The organism is Rhodoglobus sp. GW821-FHT12B09 (assembly GCF_058809925.1).
This window is the reverse complement of the sequence record NZ_JBXATB010000010.1, coordinates 57,280-71,894: the sequence shown is the minus strand read 5'-3', so window position 1 is coordinate 71,894 and position 14,615 is coordinate 57,280. Positions and strand designations below refer to the sequence as shown.

Below are 14,615 nucleotides of genomic sequence, written 5' to 3'. Positions count from 1 at the left end.
TCGACGGGGTGGGCGTGCGGCCGCACCACGTCAAACTGCACTCTCGGCACGAGCGGGGCCCGCTAGACCAGGGAGTCCCTCCAGGCGGCGTGCAGCTGCGCGAACCGGCCCGTTCCCGCGATGAGGTCGCGGGGCGTGCCGTCCTCGACGATGCGGCCGTGCTCCATGACGAGCACCCGGTCCGCGATCGCGACGGTCGACAGCCGGTGCGCGATGATGATCGCGGTGCGGTCGGCGAGCAGGGTCTGCAGGCCCTCCTGCACGAGCCGCTCCGACGGGATGTCCAGCGAGGCCGTTGCCTCGTCCAGGATCAGCACCACCGGGTCGGCGATGAAGGCGCGCGCGAACGACAGCAGCTGGCGCTGGCCCGCCGAGACCCGCCCGCCGCGCTTGTTCACGTCGGTGTCGTAGCCGTTCGGCAGCGACTCGATGAACTCGTGCGCGCCGACCGCCTTCGCCGCCCGCACGATCTCGTCGCGGGTCGCCTCCGGCTTGCCGAGGGCTATGTTGTCCGCGACGGTGCCCGAGAACAGGTAGGCCTCCTGCGTGACCATCACGATGGCACGACGAAGGTCCTTGGGATGCAGCTTGCGCAGGTCGACCCCGTCGAGGGAGACCGTGCCCGTGGTGGGGTCGTAGAAGCGCGAGATCAGCTTGGCAAGCGTGGACTTCCCCGCTCCCGTCGACCCGACCAGGGCGATGGTCTGCCCCGCCGGCATGTCCAGGTCGAAGGCGGGCAGGATCACCCGGTCGGCCTTGTACGCGAACTCGACGTTCTCGAACGTCACCCGCCCGCTCGCCTTGCGCAGGTCGATCGGGCGCGTCGGGTCGGGCACGGAGGGCCGCTCCTCGAGCACGCCCGAGATCTTCTCGAGCGCCGCCGCGGCGGACTGGTACGAGTTGTAGAACATCGCCATCTCCTGCGCGGGCGCGAAGAACTGCCGCGAGTACAGCAGGGCCGCGAGCAGCGCGCCGATCTCGAGGCCCCCGGCCGCGACCCTCAGGCCGCCGACGAGCAGGATGACGGCGAGCGCGAGGTTGCCGATGAGCACGAGCCCGGGGTCGAAGATCCCGAACAGCTGGATCACCCTGTAGTTCGTGGACCGGTAGTCCTCCACGAACTGGCCGAACTCCTTCTCGTTGCGCTTCTCCTTGCGGAACGCCTTCACCGCGCGGATGCCCGTCATCGTCTCCACGAACTGCACGATGAGGCGAGCCGACGCGGTGCGGGTGTCGCGGAAGTACATCTGCGACCTGACCTGGAACCACCGGGTGAGCGCGGCGAGCGGGATGAGCGAGCCGAGCAGCACGAGGCCGCTGACCCAGTCGAGCGAGAACAGCGCGATCGCGATGAACAGCATGTAGAGCGCGCCCTGCACGAGCTGGTTGATGCCCGAGTCGAGCAACTCCCGGATCGCGTCAAGGTCGCTCGTCTGGCGCGCGATGATGCGGCCAGACGTGTAGCTCTCGTGGAAGTCCAGCGAGAGCCGCTGCGTGTGCAGGAACACCCGCTTGCGCAGGTCGAACAGGATCGCCTGGCTCACCCGCGCCGTCAGCACGGTGTACCACGCGATCAGGGTGGCGCCGATGATACCGGTCACGAGGTATCCCACGACCGTCATCCACAGCGGCATCCAGTCCTGCTTCATCGCCGCGGGCAGGCCGTTGTCGATGCCGAACGCGATGAACGCGGGGCCTGCCACCTGGGCGGCGGTGCTCACGACGACGACGCCCATGGTGAGGATGACCTTTGCGCGCACGGGCCGGATGAGCGAGCCGAGCAGCCTCAGCGAGCGCTGCCTGATCTGGCGGCTCTCCGCCTTGCTGTAGTCGCTGCGCTCTTCGCCCTCAACGCCGGTAACACTGCTCATGAGTTCACCTCCGCGCGTTCGCGCTTCTCTTCGTCTTCGAGACTGGATATGACGAACCGGTAGTGCTCGCTGGTGGTGAGCAGGTCCGAGTGCTTGCCGACCGCGGTGATCTTCCCGTTCTCGAGAAGGGCGACGCGGTCCGCGAGCATGACCGTCGAGGGCCGGTGGGCCACGATGAGCGCGGTCGTGGTGGTGAGCACCTTGCGCAGTGCCGCCTCCACGAGAGCCTCGGTGTCGACGTCGAGCGCCGACAGCGGGTCGTCGAGCACGAGCACCGACGGCCGGGCGGCGACGGCGCGGGCGAGCGCGAGCCGCTGGCGCTGTCCGCCCGACAGCGAGAGGCCCTCTTCGCCGACCTTGGTGTCGAGCCCTTCGGGGAGGTCGTGCACGAACGACGCCTGGGCGATGTCGAGCGCCTCGGCGAGGTCGGCCTCCGTGGCATCCGGACGCCCCAGAAGCACGTTGTCGCGCACACTCGCCGAGAACAGGGTCGCGTCCTCGAAGGCCATCGCGAGCAGCGAGCGCAGCTCGACGAGGCGAAGCTCCCGGATGTCGATGCCGTCGATCGAGATCGAACCCCCGGTCACGTCGTAGAGCCGCGTGGTGAGAGCCGTCACCGTCGACTTGCCGGACCCAGTGAGGCCGACGAGCGCCATCGTCTCGCCCGGCTCGATCGCGAGATCGAGCCCGTTGATCAGGTCCGTGACCTTCTCGGGCGAGTCCTGGTAGCGGAAGTGCACGTCGTCGAAGACGAGGCGCCCCTTCGGGTCCTTCACCGTCTTGGGGTTCTCGGGGTCGATGATCGTGTTCTCGGAGTCCATGACCTCGAAGAAGCGGTCAGCGGCCGTGCGAGTGTCGAAGGTCATCGAGAGCAGGAAGCCGATGGACTCGACGGGCCAGCGCAGCACCGTCGCGGTCGCGAAGAACGCGACGAGCTCGCCCACCGAGATCTGGCCGGTGACCGCGAGCCACACGCCGCTGAGCAGGCACAGGGCGAACGTCACGTCGGGCACCAGCAGCAGCCACAGCCAGATGCCCGCGATGGCCTTCGCCTTCTCGATCTCGGTGCCGCGCAGCTCCTCGGCCTGGCTGGAGAAGTTCTCGAGCGCGTGCTTCCCGCGGCCGAACGCCTTCAGCACGCGGATGCCGTGCACCGACTCCTCCACCGCGGTGGCGAGGTCGCCGGACTGGTCCTGGCTGCGCCGGGCCACCACCGAGTACTTGTTCTCGAACAGGTAGCCGTAGATCCACAGCGGGATCGAGCACACCATGAACAGCACGCCGAGGATCCACGAGATGTTCAGCAGGAACACGAAGCCGATGGCGATGGTCACGACGTTGACGACGAGCAGTACGAGGCCGAACGAGATCCAGCGGCGGATGAGGTTGAGGTCGCTGATCGCGCGCGACAGCAGCTGCCCGCTCGGCCAGCGGTCGTGGAAGCTGACGGGCAGGTTCTGCAGCTTCTCGTACAGGGCGTTGCGCAGGCGCGCCTCGACGTGGGTGCCGGGCGTCAGCACGAACGTGCGGCGCAGGAACACCATGACGGCCTCGAGCACGCCGAGGCCGAGCACGATGAAGAAGGCGGGGAAGATCTGCGCGGAGTCGCCGGACTGCAGCGGCCCGTCGACGAGCGACCTGAGCACCTGGGGGATGAGCAGGGCGACGACGCCCGCTGCGAGCGCGGCGACCATGCCGAGGTAGATGCGCGGCATGGCGGGCTTCGCGTAGGGGTAGAGACGGCGGATCGCGGCGAACGTGCCGACGGCCTTGGTGCGACCGGGTTCGGTCGTGCGTGAAGACATGAAGAACAACCCTTATGGGGAGCGCGGCGCGAGGCGCGTCGCTGTGTGGACTTGCGTGGTGGGTCGGCGTGGTGCGCCGTCGTGGGGCAGGAGGGGGCGAGGCCCTTAGGCGAGTCGCACGCGCGGATAACGGGCACCGAAGACAGTGGCCGTGGTCGCGATCGTGCGCGTCGTGGCGTTCTCTGTCTTCGTCATGGTGCCCTCCCGTAGCGTCTGGTGCCGCCCCAAGGCAGCCCTCCAGACTAGGCCCCGGCCATCACCGGATGCAAGAGGAGATCGAACTCAGCGCAGTCGCACGGACAGGCACGTGACGCAGCCCTCGAGCTTCTCGAACTCGCTCACGTCCACCGTGACGACGCGGTAGCCGAGGCTCTTGACGAGCGCGACCGACTTCGGCACGGAGGCGGCCATGAGCACGGAGTCCTCCGAGAGCACGACCACGGCCGCGCCGGGCTCGGGCAGCGCGAGGAAGCGGTGGAAGAGGGCTGGGCTGTCCACCTGCTTCGCGAAGCCGACCACGGTGCCGTCGGGCAGTGCGGTCACGGCGCTCTTGAGGTGCAGCACCTTGGTGACCGGCACCGGGACCACCGTGTAGCCGAGCGGCGCGACGATGGCCCTCAGCTGCGCGATGCCCTCGGCGTTGGTGCGGCCCCCGCGGCCGACGTAGACCATCGTGCCGACCTTGAGGACGTCGCCACCGTCGAGAGTGCCCGGCTGCTCGATCTCGCGCACGGTGTAGCCGAGCTTGCGCGCCAGGGGGCGCAGGGCATCCGTCTCGCCCCGCCTGCTCTCGGCACCGGGGCTCGTGATGACCGCGGTGCCGCCGAAGATGACGATGGCGTCCTCGACGAACACCGAGTCGGGGTGGTCGTCGCTCGGGTCGACGGGAACGGTCTCGAAGCCCTCAGCCTCCAGCGCGGCGACGTACGACTCCCACTGGCTGTCGGCGAGCTCCTCGTCCACCTCGACGCGGTCGATGTGCGTGACCTGGCCCTCGGCGAGGCGCGACGACGGCATGCGCACGAGCGCTTTCGCGCGACCGGGCAGGAATGCCACGGCGAACCACACGCGGACCCCGACCGTCGCCGTGGCGGCAGTCGCGACGACGAGGTACAGCAGGTTCGTCGCGAGGAGGCTCGAGACGATGAACATGAACGCGTCGGGAGTCCAGGCCGCCCCGGACTGCAGCACGCCCAGCGTGGTGCCCACGAGCGCGGCGATGATGCTCGCGACGAGGCCCACGACCGCGGCGATCGCCCAGCGGCGCAGCAGCCCGAGCAGCGCGGCGACGGCGACCAGGACGAGCAGCACGAGGCTGGTCTCGGTGAAGTAGTCGCTGATCGCGGGGATGTTCGCCGCCGTGGCGCCGTTCACCGAGAAGAACACCAGGACGACGACCACGTGCGTGACCACCGCCACCACGAAGGCGGCGAGCAACGAGGCTGCGAAGCGGCGGCCGAGGGGCAGGGGGCGGTCGAGCGTGCGCGCGGTCATCCCCACAACCTACTGGGCGGAACCTATGAGGCAGCTGGGCCGCGCGCGCGGCTAGTGGAAGAAGTGCCGCTCCCCCGTGAAGTACATGGTGACGCCCGCGAGCTTCGCCGCGGCGATCACGTCCTCGTCTCGGATCGAACCGCCCGGCTGCACCACGGCCTTCACGCCCGCGGCGAGCAGGATCTCGAGCCCGTCGGCGAACGGGAAGAACGCGTCGCTCGCGGCGACACTCCCCGCCGCTCGGTCGCCGGCGCGCTTGACGGCGAGCTCGCAGGAGTCGACCCGGTTGACCTGGCCCATGCCGACGCCGACGGAGGCGCCGTCGTGGGCGAGCAGGATGGCGTTCGACTTCACGGCGCGCACGGCCCGCCAGGCGAACTCAAGGTCGGCGCGGGTGGCCGGGTCGGCCTCTTCTCCGGCGACGAGGGTCCAGGCATCCGCGCTGACCTCGCCGTAGACGTCGGGAGACTGGATGAGCGCGCCGCCGGAGATCTGGCGGAACTCCTCGCTCGCGCGGTGGTAGCCGGCAGGCAGGCGCAGTAGGCGCAGGTTCTTCTTCGCCTGCAGGATCGGCAGCGCGTCGTCGTCGAACCCGGGCGCGACGACGACCTCCGTGAAGATGTCCTTGATCGACTCGGCGGCCGCGCGCGTGATCGGGCGGTTCGCGGCGATCACGCCGCCATAGGCCGAGACGGGGTCGCACGCGTGCGCACGGGCGTGGGCGGAGGCGATGGCGTCGCCGGACCCGCGCGCGACGGCGATGCCGCAGGGGTTCGCGTGCTTGATGATCGCGACCGCGGGCTCGTCGAAGTCGTAGGCGGCGCGGAGGGCTGCATCAGCGTCGACGTAGTTGTTGTACGACATCTCCTTGCCGCCGAGCTGCGTGGCCTGGGCGATGCCCGCGCCGTCGGCCTCCACATAGAGCGCGGCGGCCTGGTGCGAGTTCTCGCCGTAGCGGAGGGTCTGCTTGAGGGTGACCTCGAACGTCTTCGTCTCCACGACCTCGGGATGCTCCGCGCGGATGCCGACGTTCGCCGCGAACCATTCAGCCACCGCCTTGTCGTAGGCCGCGGTGTGCGCGAAGGCCTCGCCGGCGAGGCGCTGGCGCTGTGCGAGGGTGGTGCCGCCGAGCGTGAGCGCCTTGACGACCTGCGCGTAGCTGTCGGGGCTCGTCACGATCGCGACGTTGGCGTGGTTCTTCGCGGAGGCGCGCACGAGAGCGGGCCCGCCGATGTCGATCTGCTCGATGACGTCGTGGACGGGGGCGCCGGATGCCACGGTCGCGACGAACGGGTACAGGTTCGAGACCACCAGCTGGAACGGCTTGATGCCCGACTCCGCGAGCTCGCGCTCGTGCGACTCGAGCCGCAGGTCGGCGAGGAGGCCCGCGTGGATCGCGGGGTGCAGGGTGCGCACCCGGCCGTCGAGCGACTCGGGGTAGCCCGTGACGGCGGCGACCTCGGTGACGGCGAGGCCCGCCGCCGCGATCGTCGCGGCCGTCGACCCGGTGGAGACGATCTCGACCCCGGCGCCGACGAGTGCCGTCGCCAGCTCGACGAGCCCGGTCTTGTCGCTCACCGAGACGAGCGCGCGCTCGATCGGGATGGCGTCGCGCTCGCGGTACTCGGAGATGTCGTGGGAGGGGCCGCTCATGAGAGCTCCTTCAAGTCGATGGTGGAGTTGGCGATGTCGAGGATCGCCTGGATCAGCAGCCGGCGCTCGACGGGCTTGATGCGCTCGTGCAGGCTGGCCTCGGTGTCGCCCGGCTCGATGGCCACGCGCTCCTGCGAGATGATCGGCCCGCTGTCGACGCCGTTGTCGACCACGATGACGCTCGCCCCGGTCTCGGAGGCGCCGGCGGCGAGCGCGTCCCGCACGCCGTGGGCGCCGGGAAACTCGGGCAGGTACGCCGGGTGCGTGTTGATCAGGTTGGGGCTCAGCGCCGCGACGAACGACGGCGGCAGCAGCTTCATGAAGCCGCTCAGCACCACGAGGTCGGCGTTCCACGACCGCACCTGCGCGAGCAGCTCCTCGGCCCAGGCGTCGCGGTCCGCGAAGTTCGTCATGGCGACGGAGAAGGTCGGGATGCCGAACTCCTCAGCATGGATGAAGCCGTCCGCGTCCCGGTCGGCTCCGACCGCGACGACTCTCGCGGGGAACTCGGCGTCCTGCGACGCATCGAGCAGCGCGCGGAGGTTCGACCCGCCGCCCGAGATCAGGACCACGAGTGAGAGCACCCGAACAGCCTACCGGCGGGTCGGGTGGGCCGCCCGCGCTCTCGGAACCCGCGGCCTCCCGCCCGGTTCCGACACGCGCGCCAGAGCGCCCTGCTCAACCCGCCTTGCGGCGCAGGCTCGCGAACAGCCCGCCGAGGCACGCGAGGAACAGCTCGACGCTCGCCCAGCCGCCCACGGCCCACGGGTTCGGCCCGACATCGACGAGGCGGCCCGGCCCGGCCGCGCCCCCGGAGAACCACGCGAGCAGCCCGAGGATGACCCCGCCGACGAGCGCGGCGCACACCGCCACGAGCACGAGCTCGCGCCGCTCGAGGAGCTTGCGCGCACCGGGACCGACGAGCGCGCCGGCGAGGAAGCCGACCACGATCGGGACGAGCAGCCCGACGAAGCCGAAGGCGAGCGCGCCCTGGGGCAGGGCTCCGAGCAGCGGGATCGCCGGCACGGGGCCGAGCTGTGTCGCGAGCGGGCTCACAGCCGAGCCCGTTCCGAGCGCGAAGCCGGGACCGACGAGCCAGCTCGCCGTCCAGATCACGATGTTCGGCAGGAACGCGAGCTGTCCGAGCGTGACCGCGACCCCGCCGAGCACCTCGGTGTGCAGGCTCTCGTAGAGGGAGATGATGCGGGCGTACGAGAACGCGACCACCCCCGCGGTCACGAGCGAGGCGAGGAGCATCACGCCGGCGGCGGAGGCCACGCCCGCGCGCAGTCCCGTGGTGAGCACAGTGCGCGTGGTGATCGAGCGGGAGCCGAGCCAGTCCCGCACGGGCGCGGGGGCGCGGTCGCCGCCGGCGCGGGCGCGGCGCACGCCGATCAGGGCGCCGATCGAGAACACGAGCGCCGGCAGGATCGTGCCCTGCACGAGCGAGGGCCGCGCGAAGGGGTGCAGGGCCGAGAAGGTCACCCCGAACGACACGAGCGCGAACGCCGACAGTGAGACCGCGAGGCCGAGGAGCCGGTGCCGGGCCTCCGCCACGCGACGTCCCGCGCGGACGCCGAGCAGGGCCGTGAGCAGGGCGAATCCGAGAGCCGCGATCGTGAGGGTCACGGGCGCGCCGGCCGCGGGGAATCCCAGCAGCCCTGCCGTTGCGGGGTCGAGCGTCATCGTGATGTCGACGCCGTGCCCGAGCAGCCAGATGTCGACGGAGGCGCGCCAGAAGACCGTCCAGTCGATGGCGAGACCGTACTGGATGCCCCACAGCAGGGTCAGCGGCACGAGCGGTATGGCAATGCCGATCGCGGCGACGAGCACCGCCTCGAAGGCGGCGAAGAGGGCGGTGAGCTGGCGGTTCATGGTCAGTGCACGGCGATGTTGAGCACGATCATCACGGCGCCGAACAGGGCGGTGCCGATCGCCCCGAGGATTCGGATCGCGATGTGGCTGCGGCGCTGCGCGAACGCGCTGTAGCCGAGGATGCCCAGCACCACCGTCGCGACGAGGAGCGCGAGGCCCACGGACTCATCGGCAGTCATGACGTGGAACACCCCGAGCAGCAGCACGACAGTCGGCAGGATGGCGGCGTACAGCATGCCCATCGAGTGCCCGATGGAGCGGCGGACCGCCTCTCCGAGCCGGGTCTCCGCGCCGTGGGCGGCGATGGTGCCCGCGAAGACGTGGGCGCCCCAGAACACCAGGAGCGAGGCCACCGAGACGACGAGCACCTCGAGCGCCTCGGAGTTCTCGTCGTCGACGGCGCCGATGAGCGCCGAGAACAGGATCAGGCCGTAGACCGCGTCGGGTGTGACCAGCCGATCACGCACGCGCTGCACCACACCCATGCGGCTACGGTACAGGTCAGCACTGCGGGTCGGACGCAGGCACGACGCCGTCGAGCAGGTAGGCGTCCACGGCGGTGTCGACGCACGAGTTGCTCTTGTTGTAGCCGGTGTGCCCGTCGCCGTCGCGCGTGATCAGGACCGCGTCGGAGAGCAGCCCGACGAGCGCCTGCGACCACACGTAGGGAGTCGCGGGGTCGCGGGTGGTCCCGACGACGACGATCGGACCGGTGGGCGCGTCCCACGTGGTCGGCAGTGCCGCCGGGGGAACCGGCCAGTCCCGGCACGCGGTATCGGCGACGGCGAAGTCGTCGCGCGCGATGAAGGTCCCGACGATGGGGGCCGCCGCGTCGATCTGGGCGAGGCGGTCGCGGGTCGCGACCGGGTCGCCCGCGAGGTCGTAGTCAAGGCACGCGACCGCGAGGGTCACCTCGAGGCCGTTGCCCGGGTAGCTGCCGTCGGCGAACCGGCCGTTGTAGTTGTCGGCGGCGGCGAAGGCGGGGCCGGGGTCGCCGGCGGCGAAGGCGGTGAGCAGCGTCGTGAGGTCTGCCCAGTACGCCTGGTAGTAGAGCGAGTTAGCCACCGCGGTGCCGAGGGTCGCGGTGTCGAGCACGCGGCCGTCGGCGTTCACGAGGGCTGCGGAGTCGGCGGAGGCGATCAGGTCGGTCGCCTGCCCGAGGGCCGCGGCGATGTCGCCGCTGAACGGGCATCCCGTGCCGTCGAGGCAGGCCTGCATGTAGGAGCGGAACGCGAGGTCGAACCCGACCATCCGCTGCTGGGAGAGCTCGAAGCCGGTCAGCGACGGGTCGTAGGCGCCGTCGAGCACCATCCTGCCGACGTTCTGCGGGAACAGCTGCGCGTAGACCGTGCCGAGATACGTGCCCCACGAGTAGCCGACGTAGTTCAGCTTGTCGGAGGCCACGACCGCGCGGATGAGGTCCATGTCGCGCGCGTTGCTCGCTGTGTCCATGTGGGCGAGCAGTTCGCCCGAGTTCGCCTGGCACGCGCTCGCAAAGTCGCGCTCCCGCGAGGCGAGCTCGTCGAGCCAGCCCTGCGACTCGTACGGATCGGCGAACGTGGCGTAGAGGGCCTCGTCGGTCTGCTTCGGATCGGTGTAGCAGGTCACGCGCGTCGACCGGCCGACGCCCCTCGGGTCCCAGCCGATCACGTCGTAGTCCGCCTTCGCGGCGGGGGTCACGGCGTAGCCGAAGGAGACGAAGTCGAAGCCGGATCCGCCGGGCCCGCCCGGGTTCGTGAGCAGCGAGCCCTTCGTGGTGTTCGTGGACTCCTGCCGCACCACGGCGAGCTGGATGCGGTCGCTCTCCGGGTCCGACCAGTCGACCGGGGCGCTCACTGTCGTGCAGTCGAAGCCGTCGTTGCACGGGTTCCAGAAGACCTGCTGCTCGTAGATCGACTCGAAGCCGGCAGGAACGCCGGACTCAGTCGGGCCGGGAGTGGGCGACGCCGTGCATCCCGCCACCAGCATCAGGATGGCCGCCGCGGCCAGGGCTGCACGGGCGCGCATCAGCACATCGGGTCTGCGGCGGGCACCGTGCCGCTCACGAAGTAGGCGTCGACGACGTCGTCGATGCACGTGACGCCCTGGTTGTAGACCGTGTGGCCTTCGCCCTCGTAGCTGATGAGCACGCCGCTCGAGAGCTGCTTCGCCAGCGACACCGACGACGCGTAGGGCGTGGCGGGGTCGTTCGACGTGCCGATCACGAGGATCGGGCCGGCGCCCTTCGCCTCGAACGTGGTCGGGAGGTCGGCGCCGCGCGGGTACGGCCAGTGCGTGCACGCGGTGTCGAGCACCGCGAAGTCGTCGTAGGTCGCGTACTTGCCGAGGATCGGCGCGTACGCGTCGATCTCGGCGATGCGGTCGAGGGTCGACTCCGGGTCGCTCGCGAAGTCGCCGTCCGCGCAGGTCGCCGCGATGTACACGTCGTTCGCGTTGGAGTCGTAGGTGCCGTTCGGCCCGCGCTGGTTGTAGTCGTCGGCGCTCGTGAACGTCGTCGTCGGGTCGCCCTGCTGCAGGTCGGTGAACATGTCGGTCAGGTCGTTCCAGTACGACTCCGAGTACAGGTTCTCGATGATGGCCGTCGCCAGGGTCGCCGAGTCGAGCACGCGACCGTCGAAGTTCACCAGCTTCAGGGCGTCGACGTTGTCGAGGGCGGAGCGCACCTGCCCCAGCGCGGAGTCGACGTCGCCCGTGAAGGGGCACTCGCCGCTGTCGAGGCAGTGCTGCATGTAGGCGCGCAGCCCGCTGTCGAAGCCCGCCATCTGGAACTTCAGCGCCTCGAAGTCGGTCTGCTGCGGGTCGACCGCGCCGTCGAGCACGAAGCGGCCCACGTTCTCCGGGAACAGCTCCGCGTACACCGCGCCGAAGTAGGTGCCGTACGAGTAGCCGAGGTAGTTCAGCTTGTCGTCGCCGAGCACGGCGCGCAGCATGTCCATGTCCTTCGCGTTGCTCGCCGCGTCCAGGTTGCCCAGCAGCTCGCCCGTGTTCTTCTCGCACGCGGCGGCGAAGTCCTCCATCTCGCCGGTGAGCTCGTTGATCCAGCCCTCCGTGTCGTAGGGGCTGTCGAAGGTGCCGTAGAGCTGCTCGTCCTTCTGCTTGTCGTCCGTGTAGCACTCGACGCCCGTCGACTGCCCCACCCCGCGCGGGTCCCACCCGACGATGTCGAACGCCGCGACCACGTCCGGGCCCGCGACCTGGTCGCCCGAGTAGTACACGTAGTCCCAGCCGGAGCCGCCCGGGCCGCCCGGGTTGAGCAGCATCGAGCCCTGCTCGGTGCCGGTCGCGAGGTGCTTCACGAGGGCGAGGCTGATCGCGCCGTCGCCCGGCGAGTCCCAGTCGATGGGCGCCTTCGCGGTCGCGCACTCCTGGCCGTCGCCGCAGCGCTCCCAGTTGAGGGTCTGCGAGTAGAACCCGTCAGTGTCGGTCGGGGTCGGCAGTTCGACTTTCGGGATGCCCGGAAAGAACTGGCAGCCGGCGAGAAGCAGGGTGACGACCGCCACAGCGGCAACGAGCTGGGGCAGGCGACGTTTCACACCCTGCAGCCTAGGACACCCCCGCACATGCGCCGAGAGTGCAGTTCGACGGGGTCGCCGCACGGGGGCACCCTGTCGAACTGCACTCTCGATGAGCGGATCTGAGTTAGAGCGCCGCGAGCACCTCGCGCATCAGGGCGGCGGTCTCGCTCGGCGTCTTGCCGACCTTGACCCCGGCGGCCTCGAGGGCCTCCTTCTTGCCCTGGGCGGTTCCCGCGCCCGCGGAGACGATCGCGCCCGCGTGGCCCATGGTCTTGCCCTCGGGAGCGGTGAAGCCCGCGACGTAGCCGACGACCGGCTTCGTGACGTACTCGCGGATGAAGTCGGCAGCCCGCTCCTCCGCGTCGCCGCCGATCTCGCCGATCATCACGATCGCCGTGGTCTCGGGGTCGTCCTGGAAGGCGCGCAGCGCGTCGATGTGCGTGGTGCCGATGATGGGGTCGCCGCCGATGCCGATCGCGGTCGAGAAGCCCAGGTCGCGCAGCTCGTACATCATCTGGTACGTCAGGGTGCCCGACTTCGAGACGAGGCCGATCGGGCCCTTGCCGGTGATCGTGGCGGGGGTGATGCCGACCAGCGACTCACCGGGCGTGATGATGCCGGGGCAGTTCGGGCCGATGATCTGGGTCTTGCCGCCCTTGGCCTTGGCGAGGGCCCAGAACTCGGCGGAGTCCTGCACGGGGATGCCCTCCGTGATGACCACGACGAGGGGGATCTCCGCCTCGATGGCCTCGACCACGGCGTCCTTGGCGAAGGCGGGGGGAACGAACACGATCGAGACGTCGGCTGCCGTGGCATCCATCGCCTCCTTGACGGCGCCGAACACCGGAAGGCTGACGCCGCCCTCGTGCTCGACAGTCGTGCCGGCCTTGCGCGCGTTGACGCCGCCGACGACCTGGGTGCCCGCCTTGAGCATGAGCGCGGTGTGCTTGGTGCCCTCGCCGCCGGTGATGCCCTGGACGATGACCTTGGAGTCCTTGTTGAGGAAGATCGACATTTCTGTTCCCTTACGCGTTCGCGAGCTCGGCGGCCTTGTCGGCGCCTTCGTCCATGGTGTCCGCCAGGGTGACCAGCGGGTTGTTGGCTGCGCGCAGGATGGCGCGGCCCTCCTCGACCTTGTTGCCGTCGAGGCGCACGACGAGCGGCTTCGTCGCCGAGTCGCCGAGGATCTCGAGCGCCTGCACGATGCCGTTCGCGACGGCGTCGCAGGCGGTGATGCCGCCGAAGACGTTCACGAACACGCTCTTCACCTGCGGGTCGCCGAGGATGACGTCGAGGCCGTTGGCCATGACGGTCGCGGAGGCGCCACCGCCGATGTCGAGGAAGTTGGCGGGCTTCACGCCGCCGTGGCGCTCACCGGCGTAGGAGACGACGTCGAGCGTCGACATCACGAGGCCGGCGCCGTTGCCGATGATTCCGACCTCGCCGTCGAGCTTCACGTAGTTGAGGTCGTTGGCCTTCGCCTTCGCCTCGAGCGGGTCGGCCGCGGCCTTGTCCTCGAGGGCCTCGTGGTTGGGGTGGCGGAACGCCGCGTTCTCGTCGAGCGTGACCTTGCCGTCGAGGGCCAGGATCTGGCCGTCCTCGGTGAGCACGAGCGGGTTGACCTCAACCAGAGTCGCGTCCTCACCCTTGTAGACCTCGTAGAGCTTCACGATCACGGGGGCGACCTTGTCGACGAGCTCGGCGGGGAAGCCGCCGGCGGTCGCGATGGCCTTGGCCTTCTCCAGGTCGACGCCCGCGATCGGGTCGACCTCGATCTTGGCGAGAGCCTCGGGACGCTCGACCGCGAGCTCCTCGATCTCCATGCCGCCCTCGACGCTGCAGAGCGAGAGGTAGGAGCGGTTGGCCCGGTCGAGCAGCACGGAGAAGTAGAACTCCTGGGCGATCTTCGCGCCCTGGGCGACCATGACCCGGTTGACGGGGAGGCCCTTGATCGTGAGCTGGAGGATCGCCTCCGCGGCGGTGGCCGCGTCATCCCCGTTGTGCACGACCTTCACGCCGCCGGCCTTGCCGCGGCCGCCGGCCTTGACCTGCGCCTTCACGACGACGGTGCCGCCGATCTTCTCCGCCGCGGCCTTCGCCTCGGCGGGCGTGTCAGCCACGATGCCGGCAAGTACAGGCACTCCGTAGGATTCGAAAAGGTCCCGAGCCTGGTACTCGAAAAGGTCCACGTAACTCTCGCAATCGTGCGTCGGTATTCCATTGATTCGGCCCCGGTCGCCCGCCGAACTAACTCGACGTCAAGACACTTTGGCCACCAAGCACTCTACTCGCCCAAACTTGCGGGTTCGCCCGGGGCCGGGTCGCGGCCGGGTTAACTTCCGGCGTTCTTTCGTGCATCCGCCGCCCTCCCCGTGCCCGACCCGTGCGAAATGCAGGAGTTC

At 69.9% G+C, this 14,615-nt stretch carries 11 protein-coding genes; all 11 read right to left on the bottom strand.

The annotated features are described in order from the left end of the window. Positions 1-62 precede the first annotated feature (62 nt). The 11 genes from AC1RTC_RS15625 to sucC all read right to left on the bottom strand — a co-directional run bounded on the left by AC1RTC_RS15625 (position 63) and on the right by sucC (position 14,402). Positions 63-1,871 (bottom strand): ABC transporter ATP-binding protein, encoded by a 1,809-nt coding sequence (locus AC1RTC_RS15625; protein ID WP_493157275.1) that lies wholly within the window; start codon positions 1,869-1,871, stop codon positions 63-65. Next, the gene (locus AC1RTC_RS15620; protein WP_493157273.1) at positions 1,868-3,676 is read right to left on the bottom strand and encodes an ABC transporter ATP-binding protein; all 1,809 of its coding nucleotides are present in this window, start codon (positions 3,674-3,676) and stop codon (positions 1,868-1,870) included. Before AC1RTC_RS15620 ends, AC1RTC_RS15625 begins: the two co-directional genes overlap by 4 nt. Before the next feature lie 282 nt (positions 3,677-3,958). Next, positions 3,959-5,170 carry a dimethylargininase gene (ddaH, locus tag AC1RTC_RS15615; protein WP_493157271.1) on the bottom strand — a complete coding sequence of 404 codons (1,212 nt, stop codon included), beginning with the start codon at positions 5,168-5,170 and terminating at the stop codon, positions 3,959-3,961. A gap of 51 nt (positions 5,171-5,221) precedes the next feature. Then, a complete protein-coding gene (gene purH, locus AC1RTC_RS15610; protein ID WP_493157269.1) occupies positions 5,222-6,823 on the bottom strand; it encodes a bifunctional phosphoribosylaminoimidazolecarboxamide formyltransferase/IMP cyclohydrolase in 1,602 nt (533 codons plus the stop codon). Beyond that, positions 6,820-7,407 (bottom strand): phosphoribosylglycinamide formyltransferase, encoded by a 588-nt coding sequence (gene purN / locus AC1RTC_RS15605; RefSeq protein WP_493157268.1) that lies wholly within the window; start codon positions 7,405-7,407, stop codon positions 6,820-6,822. The genes purH and purN overlap by 4 nt, the downstream gene beginning before the upstream one ends. Before the next feature lie 94 nt (positions 7,408-7,501). Next, entirely contained in the window at positions 7,502-8,698 is a 1,197-nt protein-coding gene (locus AC1RTC_RS15600; RefSeq protein ID WP_493157266.1) for a cell division protein PerM, read from the bottom strand. A gap of 2 nt (positions 8,699-8,700) precedes the next feature. After that, a complete protein-coding gene (locus AC1RTC_RS15595; RefSeq protein ID WP_493157264.1) occupies positions 8,701-9,183 on the bottom strand; it encodes a hypothetical protein in 483 nt (160 codons plus the stop codon). Between the two features lie 16 nt (positions 9,184-9,199). Then, positions 9,200-10,705, bottom strand: a complete 1,506-nt coding sequence (locus AC1RTC_RS15590; protein WP_493157262.1) for an alpha/beta hydrolase — start codon at positions 10,703-10,705, stop codon at positions 9,200-9,202. Further along, positions 10,705-12,231, bottom strand: coding sequence for an alpha/beta hydrolase (locus AC1RTC_RS15585; protein ID WP_493157260.1), 1,527 nt, complete (start codon positions 12,229-12,231; stop codon positions 10,705-10,707). The genes AC1RTC_RS15590 and AC1RTC_RS15585 overlap by 1 nt, the downstream gene beginning before the upstream one ends. A 106-nt stretch (positions 12,232-12,337) precedes the next feature. Further along, positions 12,338-13,228 (bottom strand): succinate--CoA ligase subunit alpha, encoded by an 891-nt coding sequence (gene sucD / locus AC1RTC_RS15580; protein ID WP_493157258.1) that lies wholly within the window; start codon positions 13,226-13,228, stop codon positions 12,338-12,340. A gap of 10 nt (positions 13,229-13,238) precedes the next feature. Next, positions 13,239-14,402 (bottom strand): ADP-forming succinate--CoA ligase subunit beta, encoded by a 1,164-nt coding sequence (gene sucC / locus AC1RTC_RS15575; RefSeq protein ID WP_493157256.1) that lies wholly within the window; start codon positions 14,400-14,402, stop codon positions 13,239-13,241. Positions 14,403-14,615: the final 213 nt, after the last annotated feature.